The organism is Ehrlichia minasensis, from assembly GCF_004181775.1.
In the GTDB taxonomy this organism is placed as follows: Bacteria; Pseudomonadota; Alphaproteobacteria; order Rickettsiales; family Anaplasmataceae; genus Ehrlichia; species Ehrlichia minasensis.
On the sequence record NZ_QOHL01000053.1, the window covers coordinates 1 to 1,342 of the forward strand.

1 protein-coding gene is annotated in these 1,342 nt (G+C 37.0%); it reads right to left on the minus strand.

Going from position 1 to position 1,342, the window contains the following annotated elements:
* Window positions 1–200: 200 nt before the first annotated feature.
* Window positions 201–1,037: a P44/Msp2 family outer membrane protein gene (locus DRF75_RS04990; protein ID WP_129992779.1), complete on the minus strand. Its 837-nt coding sequence runs from the start codon at window positions 1,035–1,037 to the stop codon at window positions 201–203.
* Window positions 1,038–1,342: the final 305 nt, after the last annotated feature.

Below are 1,342 nucleotides of genomic sequence, written 5' to 3' on the forward strand. Positions count from 1 at the left end.
TTTGAAAGTATATTCTCCATGAAATTATTGGCTTTTACTGTTTGGTTACAAGTGGAAAGAAAAGATGTTGGAACCACAGAAGGTAAATTTGGTCCCCCCCCCCCTCTTATTACTACATTTTTTTGCCACTATTTTCTTTTTTGTATGTAGCAATAATAAAAATAAGTTTAGATCATTTTTAACATGTGGCAACAATAAAATTAGAAGTTAAACCTTCCTCCAAGTTCTAAGCCAAAGTAACATATGCCTAGTGTTACTATTGCGAATTGACTTTTTGGAAGTGTTGACCCACTAGGAACCATAGCAGGAATCTCTCTAAACTCACTACCTGCAACTCTGTGGAAATGCCCACCGACAAAAACTTGAGCCTCTGGACTTATAGCATAGCTTAATCCTAATTTTCCTTGGTAAGCAAGTTTAATGTTTATAGCTTCAAACATAGAAACCAAATCAACACCAGTGCCTGCACATATATAAGGTGAAAAAGGCATTCCTTCAGTTGTTATATCATAGCATGCGTTTATCATAAATGATATATCAGTTAATCCTTCATTTTTTAGAAAAACAAATTTACCACTTGCTCTATCCATGCTGTCCTGACGACATAGAGCACAATACCTATGAGCGTCGTTCTTATAATGATTGCCCTGATTTTTGACATCGAATGTTTCATATAGGATTTCAAGTTCTATTCTTGGGCTGCCCATTGAGTAGCCAATGGCTCCTGCAAATCCTAGAAATGGATTGCTTTCATATTTAAATGAATAGTCTTTAACATTGAACACACTGTTTGGATTAGTATCAGATATTGCAGATCCAGTATGATCGTGCTTTAAACCAAAGACACTAGCTGTTGTGTTGCTTTCTTCTGTAGCAGAAAAAACACCAAACTGCGAAACACTTGGCACGTATTTTCCACTGATGTAGAAGTTACCACCTATATCACCATTTTGTATTGCATCAGAAAAAGATGTACTTGGAACGGAATGCATTAATGATATTAATGCAGTTGCTATGAAAATTTTTTTGCAATTCATATTACACCTAAAGTAGTGAAAATAAATTAACAATAGTAGAAGTGCAAAGCAAATACAAGCTAGAATATGTATATTGGTATAAAATATTAGAGATTTTTGTAAGGGAAATTTAATATGTTATATAAGAATGATAATAAACAAAATATTTGAAAGTATATTCTCCATGAAAGTATTGGCTTTTACTGTTTGGTTACAAGTGGAAAGAAAAGATGTTGGAAGCACAGAAGGTAAATTTGGGGGGGGGGGGGGGGGGGGGGGGGGGGGGGGGGGGGGGGGGGGGGGGGGGGGGGGGGGGGGGGGGGGGG

Excerpts from the sequence above, each read along its gene's own strand:
- DRF75_RS04990 (WP_129992779.1), bottom strand. The coding sequence starts at position 1,037 with ATGAATTGCAAAAAAATTTTCATAGCAACTGCATTAATATCATTAATG.